Below are 18,445 nucleotides of genomic sequence, written 5' to 3'. Positions count from 1 at the left end.
CTGTCAGCCGGTGCTCCCCGGCACATGAGTACGCGTACTCAGTCGACGGCGCGCTCGGCCGCCTCCCGCAGCGCGGCCCGGCGGGAGGTGATGTCGGCCTCGGTGGTGTGGTTCGGTGGTGTGGATGTTCCCGATGGACACGCGAGACGCCGTGCAGGACGCGCGCGTTGAGGCGATTCACGGATGCGCGGTCGGCGCCGTCCGCCGTGGGCGGGCCGTGGCGCAGGCGCAGCAGCGGGATCGGTGAGTCGGGGAGTCGGCGAGTCGGTGACCGCTTCCCGGTCCGGTGCAGCCTCGACCAGGTCGCGCAGGTGCGCGGCGAGGTCCCGGCACGGACCACCCCGCCGAAGCCGCCTTCGACGCGTTCGTCCTCCCGTGCGGCGCCGCTCTGCCGGCCGCGCTCGCCCTGCACGCGCAACGCTCTCGGCGCACCCCGAACGCGAGGACCAGGGCGGGCTGGGGGAGGGGCTCGAACTCATTGTCAGTGGGGCCACCTACAGTCGTTCTCACTCGTCACGGTGCGTTGCCGAAGACGGGGTTTCATCAGCGTGCCGCCGGTTCGGCGGCCGTCAGGGAGCGACGGGGAGAGCGGCGCATGGGGTGGGTCACGGCAGGCGACTACGAAGTCGCCCTGGAGGCGGGCAAGGTGGTCTGCCGCAACGGGAAGGGCCGACGGCTGAAATCCGTCCCGGCCAAGCTGAAGGACGATCCGGCGGTGGTCGGACTGAGGCAGCTGACCGAGTGGCTGGAGCGGCACGAACGGCGGTGCCTGGCCGACGTGGAGCAGTGGATGGTGCGTTCGCTGCCCGTACCCACGGCCGTGCTCGCCCGGGTCTGGCCCGACCCGGCCTGGCGGGCGGCCCTGCGGGACGTGGTGGTCTGCGGCGCGGACGGCGGCGTCGCCGGATTCCTGCGCGACGTCGACCCCGACCGGGGCCTCGGCCTCGTCGACCTGGACGGCGACACGGTCCGCATCACCCCGGACATCGTCAGCGTCCCCCACCCGGTCCTCCTCGACGACCTGGACGAACTGCGGGAATTCGCGGTCGAGTTGGGGGTGGGGCAGGGTGTCGAGCAGCTGTTCCGCGAGGTGTGGCGGCGTCCGCCCGGCCTCGCCCGGGACGCCACGTCGGTGGACACCTACGCGGGCGGCGTGTTCAAGCAACTGCGCTTCCTGCACGGCCGTGTCACCCAGCTCGGATACCGGTCGCGCGGCGGATACGCGGTCTGCCCGGTGGTCGAGGGCGGCCGGACCGTCGAGGCGCGCATCTGGATCGGCGAGAACGACGGATACAGCGAGTACGACACCGAGACGGGCCCGCTGGGCTGGACCGACCCCGCGGGGCGCGCGCTGACGGCCGCCGAGGTCGGCCCCGTCGCGTGGTCCGAGGGCATGCGCATGGCAGCGGCGCTCTACGCGGGCCGCGATGTCGAGGACGAGGAGCGGGCGGCATGAGCAGCACGACGACGAATACGGCTACGGGCGCGGTGGCGGGCATGCCTGCGGGCGCGGTGGCGAATCCCGCCACGAGCGTGGCGGCGGGCACGCCTGCGGCTGCGGCGACGAGCACCCCCACGGGCGCGACGGCGAGCGTTCCCACGGGCATGGCAGCGAGCGTCCCCACGGCCACGACCGCGAGCGTTCCCACGGGCGCGACCGTGAGCATCTCCACAAGCACGACCGGGAGCACCCCCACGGGCCTGGCGGTGAGCGTTCCCACGGGCGCGACCGCGAGCGTTCCTACGGGCGCGACCGCGAGCATCCCCACGGGCACGACCGGGAGCACCCCCACCGCCACGGCGGCGAGCGTCCCCACGGCCACGACCGCGGGCATCTCCACGAGCACGACCGGGAGCACCCCCACGGGCACGGCGGTGAGCGTCCCCAAGGGCGCGACCGCGAGCATCTCCACGGGCACGGCGGCGAGCGTTCCCACGGGCACGGCGGCGAGCATCCCCGCGAGCACCCCCACCGCCACGGCGGCGAGCACCCCCACCGCCACGGCGGCGAGCACCCCCGCGGCGACGGGCGGAGTGTCCCTCCCCGCCCAGGCCCCGCACGGGAACGTTCCGCGCGGAAACGCCCCCGCCACAGCCCCGCCGGACGCCGACGCTCCCGTCCCGCAGGCCTGCGCGGCCGCCCCGCCGGACGCCGACGCTCCCGTCCCGCAGGCCCGCGCGGCCGCCCTGTTGGACGCCGGTGCGATTCTTCCCGCCCGAACCACCGACCGCGACGACGCCGACGCGCTCACCGCCCGCACCTACGCGCACACCGCCCTCGGTGACCGACCCGTCGTCCGGCTCGTGCCCGGCACCCTCGGTGAGGCCGAAGACCTGGCCCTGGAGTTCCTCGGGCTGGCCCGGACCGCCGAGGCCCCCGTCGTCGGCCAGGTGCGCCGCGAGACGCTGGGCTTCCCGGCCTGGGCCCTGGTCAACGACCCGGCCAACGGGCACCACGCCCTGGCCCTGGTCAAGGACATCGAGCGGCTCGGCCGCCAGGCCGCCACCCGCGCCGGAGCCGCCAAGGAGGGCTTCGACGCCCTCGGCACCCGCCTCGGCCGCGCCGTGCCCCACTTCCTGCCCACCTACTACGAACAGGTGGCACGCCTCTTCCTCCAGGCCGAGAACACCAGCTACGCCGCCTCCTTCTTCGGCAAGGCCCGCGAGGCCGAGCGGGTGCACGGGCTGGCCGTGGACGAGGACCGGCAGCGGGCGGTGTTCCTGGAGTTCGCCTTCGCGGGCGCACTGACCGTCAAGGCACTGCGCCAGTACGTACGCGACCTGGCGGCCCGGCTCGAACCGGCAGCAGCCTGGGCGCAGTTCCGCCGCCTGCTGGTCGAGCGCTGCGCGGCCGGGATGCCGCCGTACGCGGCGCTGCCGCAGGACGTGCGCGCGCTCGTCAGGGCCGCCGGGCTGGACCGCGCGGACGCCGAACGCGAGCTGGTGGCCGACCTGATCGGCTCTCCGGGAGTCGTCCGCGCCCCCGCCTCGTTCTGGGCGGCCTACCGAGGTGCCCTCGTCGCCCTCGCCCAGCAGGACGAGACCGTACGGGTCCGGCTCCTCGGCTTCTTCCCCGACACCTTCAGCGAGAGCGGCCGGGACCCGGACGGCGAGGCCGAGTGGCTCGCGCTGCTGGCCGAGAGCGGCGCGGCCGACCTCCTGACCGCCGTCCCGGACGAGGCCACCGCCGCCGTCTCCCCGGCGGACTGGCTCGCCCGCTGGGAGTCCCACCGCCGCCGCAACCGGGCCGTCGCGGACCGCAACCCGCAGACCCTCGACCTGACCGCCAGGATGGCGGACCGGCTGTGCACCGACGGCCGGCCCGTCGAACTGTTCCAGGGCCGCTGGCAGCGCAACGCCGACCTGGACCTGCTCGACCTCTGCCTGACCTCGGGCATCCCCGTCGCCGAACCGGACGAGCACGACACGGACAACACCGTGCAGCCGCCGGTCATCGCGGTCGACGCCTGGCTCACCGACACCACCCCCGGCGCACGCGACCTCACCGCCGTCGCCGCACACCCCGTCTTCCGCGCACTGCTGAGCCAGAACATCGGCAGGCTCGACGGGCGACGCGGCCGACGCTCGGACGCAGCGGGCCTGGCGAACCTGGCGGCCCACCCGGTGCTCGCGGAACTCCTCCGGGAGTGGCTCACCGCACGCGCCCAGGAGTACACGGCCGCACGAGGACTTCCCGGGCTGCGCACCGCGCTCCACCGGATCTCCGCGTTCCGTCCGGTGGCCGCGGACGTCGCCCCCGAGGCCGTACGCCTCCTCGCGGACCACGACGTCGTGCCGCTGCTCGCCGCCACCCTGCGCACCGGCGTCCTCGACGAACTCGGCTGGCCCGCGCTCGACGCGACCTACGCCGAACTGGCCGCCGAGGCCGCCACGGCCAATGCCGCGCTGCCACGGCACCACAGGTCGGAGGGCGTCGGCGTCACCGGCGCCTGGCCCGCGCTCATCCTGAGCACTCTGGAGCGGGCCGTCGTCGTCGGCCCGGACGGCGTGCTGCTGCGCCACACCCTGCGGGTCCCCGCCACCGTCGACCACTGGCGTACGCACGCGTTCCGTTACGTCGACGGGGAGCTGCTGGTCATCTGGTGGGAGGACGGCAAGCAGCGCGGCTACTGGTCGCACCGCCCCGCCGAGGTCTTCACCGTCGGCGGCGAGCAGCTCGCCCGCTGGGGCACCTCCGACGAGATCTGCCTGCCGCTGTCCGGCGGCGGCCGCGCCACCGGAGGCAAGGCCCTCCACGCGGGCGACACCACCCTCCCGCCCGAGCGCGCCGTCATCTCCGACGGCACCGGCTTCTGGCGGGAGGGCCACCAGGGAACGCGGCGAGTGTGGCTGGAGTACGACCCGGCCACCGGCACCCACGGCCGCGCCTCCCTCCCCGCCTTCCTCCGCTCCGGCGTCCACGACGGCACCCGGCTGCTCGCCGAGCACTGCCAGGTGCTGCCCCTCCAACCCGGCCTGGAGAACACCCCGTTCGGCACCGACGGCACCGTCCTGGGCCGCTGGGTGCGCCGTACGGTCACCGAGCCCGGCACGGCCGCACCCGCCGACGGGCACCGGATCGCCGCGGGCACCCCCGACGGCCGCACGGTCTCCCTGCCGCACCCGCTGCCCGACGGCAGCCTCCGGATGCCGCTGGGCGCTCTCGCCCTGCCCGGTGGCTCACACCCGGTCGTGACCCTCGCCAATCGGTCGGTGGAAGCGCACTCGGCGCACCCGGACGGCACCGGCGGCACCCTGTGGTCCGTCACCACCGACTCCCGCGGCGGCAACGACGCGGCGGGCACCCCCTACGTGCCCCCGGTCGCCTACTGGCACGCCCTGCGCCCGAGGGACGAGCACGGCTCCGCCGCACTGCGCAGGCTCACGGACGCCCGGGCGGCGGACCTGCTCACCGAGGTCGCCGCCGCGGTCGCCCGGCACGGGGAGGCGTTCCGGGCCGTCCAGGAGTACACCGGGCCCTCCGCGCAGGAGATGAGCGAGGACGTCGTCGCCCGGATGCTGCCCGAGGTGTCCGACGCACAGCTCCGCGCGGGCGTCACCGCGCTCGTCAGGAACGCGGTGGAGCGCGCTGCCGCCGTCGCCCGCTACCTGGAACCGCCGAAGCCCGCACAGCAGGCCACCCCCCGCGACACCGCACGCACCCAGGGCATGTTCTTCGACCACGAGCCCGAACACGCCGACGACGCCACCCTGCGCGCCGCCACCGCCTGGAACTCCGAACGGCTGCACGGCAGTTGGTGGGGGGCGGGGAGTCGCTGGACCACGATCCGGCAGATCCTCGCCGTCCACCACGTCCTCGGCGGCGAGAGCGCGTTCGGCCCGCCCGTACCGACCAAGGCCCCGTTCAACGCCGTCGACGGCTGGCAGCGCGACGAGGGCACCGTGCCCGGCGACTCCCAGACCTGGACCTCTCTCCTCGACAAGCTGCCCCAACTGGCCTACCGGGCCGCCTCGCAGGCCATCGCGCCGGAGCACCGCACCGCTCTCCTCGTACTGCTGGAAACCCTGGCCGCAGGCCCGCTCGCCGACCCGGCGGGCACGGTCCGGCAGGTGGAACTCGTCGAGCCCTTCGCGGCCGCGACAGCGGCATCAGGCTGGCAGGAGGCCGTGCCCCGCCTCGGCCAGGTACTGCGCCGAGGCACCCGTACCGTCGTGATCATCGCCGAGCGGGGCACGAACACCCGCCGCGACGCGGCACGCTGGCTCGCCCTCGACCACGACCCGACCGGCGCCTTCGGCCCCGTCCCCGGCTTCACCCTCGACCACGAGCACGTACCCGCACAGGGCATCGCCCGCGACCGGCTCACCCGGCTCGTCGCCCTCGTACGGGAGCAGGGCCCGGCGCCCTGGCGGCCGGAAGCCGCCGAGGCGTTCCACACGGCCACCGGCATCGGACCCCTCCAGTCCACCGCGCTGCTGTCGGCGGCCGTCGAGGACCCCGGCCCCGAGGCGCTCGCCCTCCTCGGGACGAAGACCCGTGCCTTCGAGACCGCACAGAACAGCCTGGGCGCCCTGCCCCGCGCCGACCGGCACGCCCTGCTCCGGGCACTGCTGCCCGAGGACCCGGCCGAACTCTGGTCCACCGGGCCCGACGTCCGGGCCGCCGCCGAGGTCTGGCAGGAACGCCTGGCCTCCCTCGTCCGAATCCCCGAGGAACTGGACCTCGACCTGACGGGCGCCACCGCGGACGCCGTCGACCTGATTCTCAACGCGCCCGCCCGGAGCTGGCTCACGCACGGCACCGACGTTCCCGACGGCACCGGCCGCCCGAAGCTGCGCCGGGTGGAAGCACGCGGCGCGCTCAGCAGAGCCCTGACCGCCCTGCGCACCCTCGCCCACACGCTGCCGTACGGGCACCCCCTGCGGGCCCACCTGCCCGTCGGTCTCGCCGTCCTGCGCGAGCGTCTGGCCGACCCGCGCCTGGTGCTGGAACTCGGCCTGGACCGGACGGAGTCGGGGAGTTCGATCGGCCCGCCGATCCGTGCCGCCCACGGCCTCCCGGAGACCGGAGGGGCGGACGCAGACGGCCTGGTCCGGGCCGGTACGGCGCTGCTCCTGGCCCCCGCGCACGGTGACTACGAGCGGCTGCTGATCCGCCCGGCCCACCTGGCGGGCCCCGACGACCCGGCGTTCGGCCTGGTCGAAGGCACCGTCGGCCCCCACTCCATCGGTGACCTGTTCGCCCTGCGCACCCTGCTGGGCCAGGAGGCGGACGCGCTGGTCTCGGCCGGCGCCCCCGACGGCTCCCCGCACCACCCGGCCCAGGACCCGACCCGTACGGTGCCCGACCTGGTGACCGAGGCCGCCGACACCCTCGGCCTGAGCGCGGACGCCGCCGCCCTCTACCTGATGCTGCTCGCCCTGCCCGACCCGACGGACCGCAACTGCGTGCGCTGGACCGGATGGAAGCCCGCCCGCATCAAGAAGGCCCGGGCGGAACTCGCCGCCACCGACCTCGTCGTGGAAGCCAAGCGCTCCCGTGCGGGCCGCACCCTGTTCCTGCCCTGCGGCTGGCTCGAACGCAGCGCCCCCGGGCTGCCGTTGGAGACCTGGAAGGAAGGCCTGTACCCCGTGGCGGGCTCCGCCCGGACCCTGCCCCACCTCTCCGTGCCCGCGCTGTACGCAGCCGCCTGGGCACGGGTGCGCGGCGGCGACGCCCCCGCCTTCGAAGAACTGGACACCCGCACACCCCGGAAGGGCCGCCGCCGATGACGAACGACACCACGACCACCCCGCACCCGGCGACCGACGCCCCCGCCCGGGAACACCGCCAGGTCACCCTGCCCGAGGACCGGTACGCCACCGAGCTGGCCTTCCTCGCCGCCCACGACACGGGCCCCCGGCCGCCCGGCTGGCTGCTCACACCGCGTGCCGTCGTCACGTTCGTGACGGGCAGCGCGGGCGAGGCACTGGCCCTGCCGAAGGGTGCCCGGCCCGCCACCGGCACACCGCGCCGCCTGGTGATCGAGCAGAAGTTCGTCGGCGAACGCGCCCTGGTCGAACGGTGCGTGGTCACCCTCGCCGGAGAGCGCGGCCTGCTCCTCGTGGGCGAGCCCGGCACCGCCAAGTCCATGCTCTCCGAACTGCTCTCGGCGGCGGTCTGCGGAACCAGCGCGCTCACCGTGCAGGGCACCGCGGGCACCACCGAGGACCAGCTCAAGTACGGCTGGAACTACGCCCTCCTGCTCGCCCAGGGCCCCTCCCGACAGGCCCTGGTGCCCTCTCCGGTCCTCACCGCCATGACCCGGGGCGCCGTCGCCCGCGTCGAGGAGGTCACCCGCTGCCTCCCGGAGGTCCAGGACGCCCTCGTCTCGCTCCTCTCCGAGCGGCGGATCGCGGTCCCCGAACTCGCGGGCGGCGAGGGCGCGCAGGTGCACGCCGCCCCCGGCTTCACCCTCATCGCCACCGCCAACCTGCGGGACAAGGGCGTCTCGGAGATGTCCGCCGCACTCAAACGCCGCTTCAACTTCGAAACCGTCGGCCCCATCGGCGACGTGGACGCCGAGACCGCACTCGTCCGCCGCCAGTCGCAGGCCGCCGTCGAACGCGTCGGCGCCGCCTACCAGGTGGACGACGCGATCCTCGAAGCCCTCGTCACCGCCTTCCGGGACCTGCGCGAGGGCCGCTCCGTGGAGGGCTGGGAAGTCGAACGCCCCTCCACGGTCATGAGCACCGCCGAAGCCGTCTCCGTCGCGGGTTCCCTGGGCCTGGCCGCCGCCTACTTCCCCGGCGACCGGGACGTGCTCTCCCTCCTGCCCGGCCACCTGCTGGGCGTCGTCCGCAAGGACGACCCCGCCGACGCGGCACGCCTGCTGGGCTACTGGGACGGCCCGGTACGCCGCCGCGCGGAGCAGGGCTCGGCCACCTGGCGCGCCCTGTGGGACCTGCGCGCGGTACTGGAGAACTGACCCATGACCACGCCAGCCACCCCAGCACCGCAGCGGGCCACGACCGGGCCGCCGTCCGTCACGGATACGTCGGCCGCCCCTGCCCAGCAGCCTCCGGTGGCCGGGCCCGTCACCCCGGAAGCCGCCGCGGAGGCCCTCGCGGCGGCCGGGCCCGGAGCGCCGTTCCTGATCGGCGTCCGCCACCACGCGCCCTCGCTGGCCGCCGCCCTCCCGGCACTGCTGGACGCGGCGGCACCCGACGTCCTCCTCGTCGAACTGCCCGCCGAGTTCCAGCCCTGGCTGGGCTGGCTCGCCCACGAGGAGACCGAGGCCCCGGTGGCACTGGCCGCCGTACCCGCCGACGGACCTCGCACCGGCTCGACGGACGAACGGGGCCCGGCCTTCTACCCGTTCGCGGACTTCTCCCCGGAACTGGTCGCCCTGCGCTGGGCGGCACGCAACGGGGTCCCGGCCGTCGCCTGCGACCTCCCCCTCGCCGACCGGGCCTGGGCGCGGGGCGAAGCCGACACCCCCGCCCCGGCGGAGGCACACCCCCTCTCCGCCGCACTCCACTCCCGGCTCACCGGCCGGGACGGCGACGACCTCTGGGACCGGCTGGTGGAGGCCCGCGCACCCGGTTCGACACCCGAGGCACTCCGCCGCGCCGCCCTGCTCACCGGCTGGGCGCTGCGTCACGAGGCCGAGTCGAGCGGCGGTGTGCAGGGCACGGACCTGGCCCGCGAGGCCTGCATGCGCCGACACGTCGCCAAAGCCCTGGCGAACGGGCGGCGGCCCGCCGTGGTCGTGGGCGCCTTCCACACCCCGGCACTGCTGCCCGCCGCCGACTCCGTACCGTATGCATCCGCCGACTCCGTACCGTACGCATCCGACCCGCCCGAGATTCCGAACCCGCCGCACGGGCCCCGGGCGGACGGCATCGGCCCGGCCGGATGCACGGTCTCCCTGGTTCCGTACGCCTACCCCCTGCTCGACTCCCGGTCCGGCTACCCCGCCGGGATCCGCGACCCGGAGTGGCAGCACACCGTCCTGGACGCCGCCGGGGACCCGGACGCGCTGCACGAGGCGCTGATCGGCACTGCGGTCCGCATCTGCGCCGCCCTGCGCGAACAGGGCCACCCCTACGGCCCGGAGGACGCCCGCGAGGTCGTCCGCATGGCCGGTGACCTCGCCCGCCTGCGCGACCTGCCTGCCCCCGGCCGGGGCGAACTCCTCGAAGCCGTCCAGACGGTGCTGGGACGCGGCGAGACCTACGGCACGGGCCGCGCCGTGGCCCGAGCCCTGGAGCAGGTACTCGTCGGCGGCCGTACGGGACGACCCACGCCCGCCGCTCCGCGCAGCGGCCTGGCCCCCGCCGTCGAGGCCGAGACGGCGGCACTCTCCCTCCCCGGCCCGCAGGACGCGTACGCAAAAACCCCACGCGACCTGCGCCTCGACCCGGCACGCTCCTCCCTCGACCGGCGCCGGGAACTGCTGCTGCGCAGGCTGACGTTGTGCGGCATCCCCTACGCGCAGGAGCAGGCAGTCACCGGTGCGGCGGGCACCGAAGGCCTCACGACGCGTTGGCAGGTGCGGTGGACCCCGGCGACGGCTGCGATGCTCACGGCGGCCGGAGCCCGCGGCGTCACCCCGGCCCAGGCGGCCGAGGGCGTGCTGCGGCAGCGGCACGCGGCCGAGCGCGCGGAGGGCGGCCCGACGGCCGCCCAGGTCGTCCGCGGCCTCACGGCGGCCGCCGAGTGCGGGCTCCCCACCCTGGCCGACGAACGCCTGACGGAACTCGCGACCGTACTCCCCGCGAGCGCCACCCTTCCCGAACTCCTCACCGGACTCGACCTGCTGGACCGCATCGCCGCCGGCCACCTGCCCGCACTCACGGCGTCCGACCGCCCATCGACGCCTGACGGCCTGGCCGCACTCGATGGTCCGGCCGCGCCCCATGGTGTGGCCGTGCCCACCAGTCCGGGCGCACCCACCGATCTGGCTGCACCCGATGGTCTGGCCACGTCCAACGATGTGGCCACGCCCAACGGTCCGGCCGCGTCCACCGATGCGGCTGCCTCCGACGGGTCGGCCGCGCCTACCGGTCCGGGCACGCCCAACGGTCCGGCCTCGTCCACCGATGCGGCTGCCTCCGACGGGTCGGTCGTGCCTACCGGTTCCGCCGCGCCCGCCGGTTCCGCCGCGCCCGGCGGTCTGGGCACGCCCGCCGGTCCGGGCACGCTCGCCGGTCTGGGCACGCCCGCCGGTCCGGGCACGCCCACCGGCCCGGGCGCGTCCAAAGGTCTGGCCGCGTCCCACGGTGTGGCCACGCCCACCACCCGCACCGCGCACGCCGTCGAGCTCCTGACCTCGGCCGCGGTCCGTCAGGTCGACGGGCTGACCGGTTCCGAGGAGCCCGGCGATGCCCGCGCCCTGCTCGAACTGGCCCAGCGCGCCGACCGGTTGGGTGGCATCCGGCTCGCCGACGCCCTCGCCCGGCTGGCCGTCGACGGCACCCCGCTGATCGCCGCGGCCGCCGGAGCGGTTCGGGTCCTCACGGGCCACGAGGAGGCGGCGGCCTTCGGCGGGCGCGTCGCCTCCTGGGTGGACGGCGCCGTCGACAGCTCCTCGCGGGCCGCGCTCACCGCCCGCCTCACCGGCCTCCTGACGGCCGCGGGCCCGCTGTTGACCGTCGCGGTCGGCGCCCTGGACCCGTTGCTGCACCGGGTCGTCGAACTGGACGACACCGCGTTCCTGGCTCGCCTGCCCGCCCTGCGCGGCGGCTTCGACACGCTGAGCCCGGCCGCCCGCGACCGCCTCCTGGACACCGTCGAGGACCGGCTGGGCGAACACGTGGACACCGGCGACGCGGTCGACCCCGCCGAACTGGCCCGCCGTACGGCCGCCGACCTCGCCGCCCGTGACCTCCTGGCCGGCCTCGGCCTGCCCGTACCGTCCCCCACGTACGACGACCGCCTCCCCGCACCCCCCGGCCACCCGAGCGCAACCACCCCGAACAAGACCCTCGCCCCCGCCGACCGCTGGCGGCTCGTCCTCGGCAGACGGCCCGACCGGCTGCCGTCCGGCGCCGACCGCCTGGCGACCGCATTGGACGAGCTGTACGGCACGGGACGCGGCGAGGGGGCCCGTGCGGGTCTGCCCGATGCGGCCTCCGGGCGGCGCGGCGGCCGGGAGCCGTCGTTCCCCGGTGTCCGCGAGTGGTCCGAGGAACTGGCCGCCCTGTTCGGCCCCGGCGTCCGCGAGGAAGTCCTCGCCGCCGCGGCCGCGACAGGCCGCCAGGACGTCCTCACCGCACTCGACCCGATGGCCGTCGCCCCCTCCGTGGACCTGCTCCGTACGGTTCTGCGGTACGCCGGAGGCCTCCCCGAAGCCCGCCTCGCGGCCCTCCGCCCCCTGGTCCGCCACCTCGTCGACGAACTGACCCGGCAACTCGCCACCCGGCTGCGCCCCGCCCTCACCGGCACGATGCTCGCCCGGCCCACCCGCCGCCCCGGCGGCCGGCTCGACCTGCCGCGCACCCTGCGCGCCAACCTCGCCACCGCCCGCCGGACGGCCGACGGAACGGTACAAGTGATCCCGGAGAAGCCGGTGTTCCGCAGCCGCGGACGCCGGTCGGCGGACTGGCGGCTGATCCTGGTCACCGACGTCTCCGGCTCCATGGAGGCGTCCACGATCTGGTCCGCGCTGACCGCATCCGTGCTCGCCGGGGTGCCCACCCTCAGCACCCACTTCCTGGCCTTCTCCACCGAGGTCGTCGACCTCACCGGCCATGTGCACGACCCCCTCTCCCTCCTGCTGGAGGTGAGCGTCGGCGGCGGCACGCACATCGCCGCCGGACTGCGGCACGCGCGCCGCCTGGTCGCGGTGCCCAGCCGCACCCTCGTCGTCGTCATCAGCGACTTCGAGGAGGGCGCGCCGCTCGGCGGGCTGCTGGCCGAGGTGCGCGCCCTGGTGGCCACCGGCTGCCACGTCCTCGGCTGCGCGAGCCTCGACGACGCGGGCCGCCCCCGCTACTCGACGGGCGTCGCGGGTCAACTCGTGGCCGCCGGGATGCCCGTGGCCGCCCTCAGCCCACTCGAACTCGCCCGCTGGATTGGGGAGAAGACCGCATGACCAGCACCCCGCTGCCACCCGTCGCGCCGGAGGTCACGGCCACACTGGTGGAGAACCTCTCCCCCCGCCTGCGCAAGCGCCTGGACGCGGCCGTCACCAAACTCGCCGCCCGCCCGATCCACCGCGACGGGGACACGTTCACGATCGCCGTCGACGACGACACCGAGCTGCGCCTGTACGCCCCGGGCGGCGCGGTGACCACGGTCGACGCCCTCACCTGCGGCTGCCTCCTCGCCCCGGCCTGCGTCCACCGCGCAGCCGCCGCCTGCGCGGCCCCGGTGGCAGACCAGCCCCCGCCCCCGGCCGACGATCCCGCCCCCGCACCCCACGATCCCGCCCCCGCCGCGCAACCCACCGGCATGTCCTTCGCCCCCGACCCGGCCCCCGACCCGGCCCTCGCCCCGCAGCCGGTCCCCGGCACGGCCACGCCCCCTGCCGCTGCTTCCGCGCCGGACCCCACCCGCACTCCCCGGCAACCCGACCGCACCCCGGGCCTCGCTCCGGAACCGGGCCCCGACTCCGCATCGGGCTGCGTCCCCGCCCCCGCGCCGGACCCCGCCGCAAGGCCCACTCGTGCGCACGGCACACCTGATCCTGCCTCGGGTTTCGCCCCAGAGCCGGTTCCTGACGCCGCCACGGGCCTCGCTGCCGATCCCGCGCCGGACCCTGCGGCCAAGCCCACTCGTACGCACCGCGAACCCGACCCCGCCTCGGGCCCTGCCCGCGAGCCAGCCTTCGGGCCCGCCACGGCCCCCGCACCGGGCCTCGCCGCGAGGTCCACCCGTACGACCAGCGAACCTCATCCGGCCACAGGCCCCGCCGCGGAGCCCGCCCCTACCTCCACCGCCACCGAGGCCGAACGTGCCGCGGCCGATGCCCTCTGGGCCGCGGCCGCCGCCGTGCTGGAGTCCGGTGTCGACGGGGCCGGTGCCGTCACCCAGTCGGCGCTCCTCCGCGTCGCGCACACCGCCCGCCTCCGACAGCTTCCCCGCGCCGCGGCCGCCGCGCTGTCCGTCGTCACGCTGCTGCGCGCCGCCCGCACCGGAGACCCGGCCTACCGCACCGCCGACCTCGTCACGGCCCTCGCCCAACTCCTGGAAACCGCACACCGGGTGCGGACGGCGGCCGGGCCGGACCTGGCAGCCGCCCGGGGCCAGGCGCGCCGCCCGTACAGCCCGGACGGATCACTGCGCCTGTACGGCCTGTTCACGGAACCCGTGATCACCGACTCCGGACACGGCGGCGTCCGCACCTGGGTCGCCGGAACGGACGGCCGCCTGTTCACGGTCGGCGACGTGGCCCCCGGCGGCGCCGGACGCGCCCTGGGCGTCGCCGACCGGGCCGTGCGCCTGGGGGACACCGCGCTCACCCACCGGGAGCTGGGCCGGGCAGGCCTGGCGGTTTCGGCCGCGACGGTCTCGCCGGACGGCAGGCTGGGCGCCGGGAAGGGCGTCAAGGCCGTCGCCGCCCGCGGCACGACCTGGACGCAGCCACCGCTCGCCGCCCTCTGGGAGACCCCACCGTCCGAACAGGCCGCCCGCGCCCTGCGGTTCACCTCCGCCTCCGCGCACCCGGACACCACCACCAGCAGCAGCGACCTGCTCTTCCTGGACGTCGAACTCCTGGGCCCGGTAAGGGAGTCGGGCGGCACCTGCCTGCTCGCCCAGTGCGCGGCCGGCCCGACCGTCCGCCTCACCGTCGCTTCCGACGAGCCCGCCCTGGCCCACCGCGACAACCTGAACCTCCTGGCCGCAGCACCGGGCACCCGCCTGAGGATCATCGGCCGCCTGGCACCCGCCCCCCACCCCCGACTCACCCTCCTCGCCTGCTCACACCCCACCGGCGACGGCACGATCGACCTCGGCCTCGACCGCCTGGGCCGAGCGGACCTTCCCGCCCCGGCCACCCCGGTACACGCTGCGCCACCCCAACCGTCACCGTCCGGCGGGACCCCGTACCTCCTGGAGCGCCGAGTCGAACAAGCGGTGCTGGCGGGCCGCGCCGCCCTCGGCATGCTCGACGCCGCCGCCACCCGGACGGACGCGGCCCGCATCCGTCGCGCGGGCCTCCCCACGGCCGCCGGACTCCTCACCGCACTGTGCGCATCGGCGGCCCCGCGCGAGCGCGACCACTTCGGCCGCCTCCTGCCCGCCGACACCGACGGCTTCACCATCCAGTGGCTCACTGCGGCCCGCTACACGGCCGCGGTCGCCGAATCCCTGTGCGCGACAAGCTGGCACCCAACACCCGAAGACGTTGCTACGACCGTCAGCCCGCCCCCACCATCAACTCCGCACACCGCTCCCCGATGAGCATGGCCGGAGCATTCGTATTGCCCCCGGTGATGGTCGGCATCACCGAAGCATCCGCGACCCGCAGCCCCTCCACGCCCCGCACCCGCAACTCCGGATCGACGACCGCAGCACGATCCTCGGCACCGCCCATCCGGCACGTCCCCACCGGGTGGTAGACGGAGTGGACGCGCTGCGGCAGCTCACGCGCCAACGCCGCCTCGTCGGCGAGCGCCGGGCCGGGATGCAGTTCGCCGGTGACGACCTCGACCAGGCGCTTGTGCGCCATGACCTCCCGTACGAGCTTCATCCCGGCCACCAGGAACCGCGCGTCGTCCCCGTCGGACAGATACCCGGGGTCGATCAGCGGGGCGGCCGTGGGATCGGCCGAGGCCAGCCGCAACTCGCCCCGGCTCTTGGGGTAGATGAGCGTCGGCATCACGGTCAGCGCCGGCCGCGCGTCCACGGCGTGCCGCACCGGTGCGTCCTGGTTCGGGCTCGGATACGACCAGGGCAGCGCGTGCACCTGCAGGTCGGGCTGGTCCGCGGGCGTCCCGGCCCCCTCGGTGCGTACGAAGGCCATCGCCTCGAAGACGGTACGTCCCAGCCAACTGCCGCCCCGCAGTGTCTCCGCGAGCATCCCGGCGAAGAAGTGCCCGGCCGTACCCCGGTGTCGGGCGCTCGGCGCGAGGAACGTCATCGGTACGAAGAGATGGTCGTGCAGGTTCTGCCCGACCGGCAGGTCGGCGACGACGTCGATGCCGTGCGAGCGCAACTGCTCGGCGGGCCCCACCCCCGACAGCAGCAACAGCTGCGCCGAGCCCACCACCCCGGCCGACAGCACGACCTCGCGCCCGGCCCGCAGCACCTGCCGACGGCCGCCCTCGGCGACCTCCACACCCACGGCCCTGCCACCCTCCAGCACCACCCGCGTGACCGTGGCCGCGGAACGTATCCGCAGGCCAGGCGGCCGGTCGACACCCAGATAGGCGTGCGAGGCGCTGAACCGCACCCCCTTGCGCGCGCTCATCTGGACGACGCCGACGCCGGTCTGTTCCCGGCCGTTGTAGTCGTCGTTGCGCGGTGTCCCCAGGGACTCGCCGAGGGCGTCGACCATGGCGTGGGAGGCCGGGGTGAGGCCGCTCTGCCGGGTGACCGCCACGGGCCCTCCGGCACCCCGGACGTCGCTGGCGCCGCCCTCCCAGTCCTCCATGCGCCGGTACGCGGGCAGGACGTCCTCGTACCCCCACCCGGTGCAGCCCGCGGCGGCCCAGTCGTCGTAATTACGGCGGTGACCGCGCACGAAGAGCATGCCGTTGATCGCACTCGACCCGCCGAGGAGCTTGCCCCGCGTGACGGGGATGCGCCGCCCGGCCGCGTGCTCCTGCGGAACGGTGTAGTACCCCCAGTCGAACCGCTTCTTGACCTGCGGAACGGAGTGCATCACCGAGATCATCCCCGGCACCCGGATCAGCCGGGACCGCTCCAACCGGGCCGCCCCCGCCTCCACCAGCAGCACGCTGGCCCCGGTGTCCGCGAGCCTGCGCGCGACGATGCAACCGGCGCTGCCCGCGCCCACGACGATGTAGTCGGCCTCATCAGCTGATGGTGTGTCAGTCACGCGGCGCAGTGAAGCATGCGGCGGCCGAAGGAACAAGGTGCATGACAAGGCCCCGTACCGGGCCCGCACGCACGGACGTACCGGGCCCGCACGCACGGACGACGACACCCCCGGCGACTGCCCCGCGCCCCGCCCGCTCTCCGGCACCAGCGGCGATATGCATCTTTTGGTGTGAATCGGTTACGTGTGGGAGGGCGGGCAGAACGCTGCACGCCCGTCACGGACCGCGAAACGGGTCGTGCACGCGGAGCCGGGCGCCTCGGCGCCGGCCGGAAACGACAAGGAGTTACTCATGCGCATCGCCTTCCTCGTGGCCCCCGAGGGCATCGAGCAGGTCGAGTTGACCGAGCCCTGGGCGGCAGTGGGCGCCGCCGGCGGCACCCCTGTTCTCGTCTCCACCGAGACCGGCCAGGTACAGGCCTTCAACCACCTCGACAAGGCCGACACCTTCCCGGTGGACCAGGTGGTGGGGGAGGCGTCGGTGGAGGACTTCGACGGCCTGGTGCTCCCGGGCGGCGTCGCGAACCCGGACGCGCTGCGGCTGGACGAGAAGGCCGTCGCCCTCGCCAAGGCGTTCTTCGACGCGGGCAAGCCGGTCGCCGCGATCTGTCACGCCCCGTGGCTGCTGATCGAGGCCGATGTGCTGCACGGACGCACGCTGGCCTCCTGGCCCAGCCTGCGCACCGACATCCGCAACGCCGGCGGCACCTGGGTGGACGAGCAGGTCAAGATCTGCACGGGCGGCCCCAACACCCTGATCACCAGCCGCAAGCCGGACGACCTGAAGGCGTTCTGCGAGGCGCTGGTCAGCGAATTCGGCAAGAAGTAGGAGGCGGAGGACACCGTCGACGGGCCACGGAGGGGCCCGCCGCCCCGGCCGCACGGCGCGAGCGGACGGGCACCCCGTGACCGGTGCACGCACACTGGCGAAATGACAGCCGACGAGTCCGCACCTCCCGAGCTGAACCAGCGCCTGGAACGCGCCATCCTGGATCTGCTGGACCAGCGGGCCCCCGCCGCCACGATCTGCCCCTCCGACGCCGCCCGCGCGGTCTACCAGGGCGAGGACGACGGCTGGCGCGCCCTCATGGAACCGGTCCGCCGTGCGGCCCGGCGCCTGGCCGCGGCGGGGGAGGTGGAGATCACCCGGTCCGGCCGCCCCGTCGACCCGGAAGACATCCGGGGCCCGATCCGCATCCGCCGAAAGTAGGACACTTTCCGCTGTTTGTGTCCCACTTCTTGGAGCCCCCCCCGGCTGCTCAGAACCCTCCTCCCGCACACCCGAACCGCGGGCGCCGACCCGCACACCCGGACCGCGCCGAAGCCCGCCATCACCTGCCCGCGAAACCGGCCACCTCCTTGACGCCACCCGCCGACGCCGACCCGATCGGGTGTTTGAGATGCTCCGTGCCATGTCACAAGCGACCCTGCACACCGAACGGCTCCGGCTGGTCCCGCTGTCCGCCGAACACCTGGGGCATCAGCTCGAACTCGACGCCGACCCCGAGGTGATGCGGCACCTCGGCGGCGCCCGCAGCCGTGAGCAGGTGGAGGCGGCGCTCCGCGGAAACCTCGCGGACGCGGAGCGCGTCGCCGGTCTGGGGTACTGGGCCGGGTTCGTCGACGGGCGGTTCGCCGGGTACTGGCTGCTGCGGCCGCCGGGACACGGCGACGAGGAACCGACGGCGGGCCATGCCGAACTCGGGTGCAAGATCCTGCGCCGCCACTGGCGGCAGGGTCTCGGCAGCGAGGGGTCCCGGGAACTGCTGCGCCACGGGTTCGAGGACCTCGGGCTGACCCGCGTCAGCGCCATGGGGGCGGTGGCCAACACCGGCTCGCAGGCGACGCTGACCGGCCTCGGGCTGCGTCGCGTACGGGAATTCGAGGCGAACGCCGAGTGGTTCCCGCCGGGCGCCGACCTGCGCACCGTCGAGTACGAGATCACCCAGGAGGACTGGCAGGGCGCACTGCGGGTGTGATCGGCGCCAGCCCTC

The 18,445-nt window shown here is 75.2% G+C and carries 9 protein-coding genes; 8 read left to right on the top strand and 1 reads right to left on the bottom strand.

Going from position 1 to position 18,445, the window contains the following annotated elements:
- The first annotated feature begins 595 nt into the window (after positions 1 to 595).
- From ACIO3O_RS01210 to ACIO3O_RS01190, 5 genes are read left to right on the top strand one after another with little or no spacing between them, the layout of a single operon-like run.
- The gene (locus ACIO3O_RS01210; RefSeq protein ID WP_401740393.1) at positions 596 to 1,456 is read left to right on the top strand and encodes a DUF4132 domain-containing protein; all 861 of its coding nucleotides are present in this window, start codon (positions 596 to 598) and stop codon (positions 1,454 to 1,456) included.
- The gene (locus ACIO3O_RS01205) at positions 1,453 to 7,233 is read left to right on the top strand and encodes a hypothetical protein (RefSeq protein WP_401740390.1); all 5,781 of its coding nucleotides are present in this window, start codon (positions 1,453 to 1,455) and stop codon (positions 7,231 to 7,233) included. The genes ACIO3O_RS01210 and ACIO3O_RS01205 overlap by 4 nt, the downstream gene beginning before the upstream one ends.
- Complete coding sequence (locus ACIO3O_RS01200) at positions 7,230 to 8,429, top strand: AAA family ATPase (protein WP_401740387.1); 1,200 nt, start codon at positions 7,230 to 7,232, stop codon at positions 8,427 to 8,429. The genes ACIO3O_RS01205 and ACIO3O_RS01200 overlap by 4 nt, the downstream gene beginning before the upstream one ends.
- Positions 8,430 to 8,432: 3 nt before the next feature.
- Positions 8,433 to 12,539, top strand: a complete 4,107-nt coding sequence (locus ACIO3O_RS01195) for a DUF5682 family protein (protein ID WP_401740385.1) — start codon at positions 8,433 to 8,435, stop codon at positions 12,537 to 12,539.
- Positions 12,536 to 14,851 (top strand): hypothetical protein, encoded by a 2,316-nt coding sequence (locus ACIO3O_RS01190; RefSeq protein WP_401740383.1) that lies wholly within the window; start codon positions 12,536 to 12,538, stop codon positions 14,849 to 14,851. Before ACIO3O_RS01195 ends, ACIO3O_RS01190 begins: the two co-directional genes overlap by 4 nt.
- Here ACIO3O_RS01190 and ACIO3O_RS01185 read toward each other — a convergent pair.
- Positions 14,808 to 16,451, bottom strand: coding sequence for a GMC family oxidoreductase (locus tag ACIO3O_RS01185; RefSeq protein ID WP_401740380.1), 1,644 nt, complete (start codon positions 16,449 to 16,451; stop codon positions 14,808 to 14,810). The two genes, ACIO3O_RS01190 and ACIO3O_RS01185, sit on opposite strands and share 44 nt — an antisense overlap.
- A 292-nt stretch (positions 16,452 to 16,743) precedes the next feature.
- On the opposite strand from ACIO3O_RS01185, the gene ACIO3O_RS01180 reads away from it, so the two are divergent.
- From ACIO3O_RS01180 to ACIO3O_RS01170, 3 genes are all read left to right on the top strand, one after another.
- Positions 16,744 to 17,280: a type 1 glutamine amidotransferase domain-containing protein gene (locus tag ACIO3O_RS01180; protein WP_401740378.1), complete on the top strand. Its 537-nt coding sequence runs from the start codon at positions 16,744 to 16,746 to the stop codon at positions 17,278 to 17,280.
- 102 nt (positions 17,281 to 17,382) lie between these two features.
- A complete protein-coding gene (locus ACIO3O_RS01175) occupies positions 17,383 to 17,661 on the top strand; it encodes a DUF3253 domain-containing protein (protein ID WP_401740375.1) in 279 nt (92 codons plus the stop codon).
- 202 nt (positions 17,662 to 17,863) lie between these two features.
- A complete protein-coding gene (locus ACIO3O_RS01170; protein WP_401740372.1) occupies positions 17,864 to 18,430 on the top strand; it encodes a GNAT family N-acetyltransferase in 567 nt (188 codons plus the stop codon).
- Positions 18,431 to 18,445: the final 15 nt, after the last annotated feature.

The sequence above is a fragment of the Streptomyces sp. NPDC087440 genome (assembly GCF_044744005.1).
Classification (GTDB): Bacteria; Actinomycetota; Actinomycetes; order Streptomycetales; family Streptomycetaceae; genus Streptomyces.
This window is presented reverse-complemented; position numbering and strand designations above follow the sequence as displayed.

What these genes read in the sequence shown, in the direction of transcription:
- ACIO3O_RS01210 (WP_401740393.1), top strand. Translation starts at nt 596, where the DNA reads ATGGGGTGGGTCACGGCAGGCGACTACGAAGTCGCCCTGGAGGCGGGC.
- ACIO3O_RS01205 (WP_401740390.1), top strand. Translation starts at nt 1,453, where the DNA reads ATGAGCAGCACGACGACGAATACGGCTACGGGCGCGGTGGCGGGCATG.
- ACIO3O_RS01200 (WP_401740387.1), top strand. Translation starts at nt 7,230, where the DNA reads ATGACGAACGACACCACGACCACCCCGCACCCGGCGACCGACGCCCCC.
- ACIO3O_RS01195 (WP_401740385.1), top strand. Translation starts at nt 8,433, where the DNA reads ATGACCACGCCAGCCACCCCAGCACCGCAGCGGGCCACGACCGGGCCG.
- ACIO3O_RS01190 (WP_401740383.1), top strand. Translation starts at nt 12,536, where the DNA reads ATGACCAGCACCCCGCTGCCACCCGTCGCGCCGGAGGTCACGGCCACA.
- ACIO3O_RS01180 (WP_401740378.1), top strand. Translation starts at nt 16,744, where the DNA reads ATGCGCATCGCCTTCCTCGTGGCCCCCGAGGGCATCGAGCAGGTCGAG.
- ACIO3O_RS01175 (WP_401740375.1), top strand. Translation starts at nt 17,383, where the DNA reads ATGACAGCCGACGAGTCCGCACCTCCCGAGCTGAACCAGCGCCTGGAA.
- ACIO3O_RS01170 (WP_401740372.1), top strand. Translation starts at nt 17,864, where the DNA reads ATGTCACAAGCGACCCTGCACACCGAACGGCTCCGGCTGGTCCCGCTG.